Source organism: Pseudoalteromonas sp. P1-13-1a, from assembly GCF_001401875.1.
Taxonomy (GTDB): Bacteria; Pseudomonadota; Gammaproteobacteria; order Enterobacterales; family Alteromonadaceae; genus Pseudoalteromonas.
Genome location: NZ_LKDV01000165.1, coordinates 1 through 209, shown reverse-complemented (window position 1 = coordinate 209; position 209 = coordinate 1). Strand labels below are relative to the sequence as shown.

Genomic DNA, 209 nt, shown 5'->3' with positions numbered 1-209 from the left:
CGGGTCATTAGCTCAGTTGGTAGAGCAGTGGACTTTTAATCCATTGGTCGATGGTTCAAGTCCATCATGACCCACCATTCTTTATTAAGGTAAAGAGTGGTTTAATCGGCGGATTTACGAAGCTCACTTAAAGAGTAAGCACACAGAGCGGGTCATTAGCTCAGTTGGTAGAGCAGTGGACTTTTAATCCATTGGTCGATGGTTCAAGT

The 209-nt window shown here is 44.0% G+C and carries 1 tRNA gene; it reads left to right on the top strand.

From position 1 onward, the window contains the following. Position 1: 1 nt before the first annotated feature. Positions 2–77, top strand: a tRNA-Lys gene (locus AN391_RS20265). Positions 78–209 lie beyond the last annotated feature (132 nt).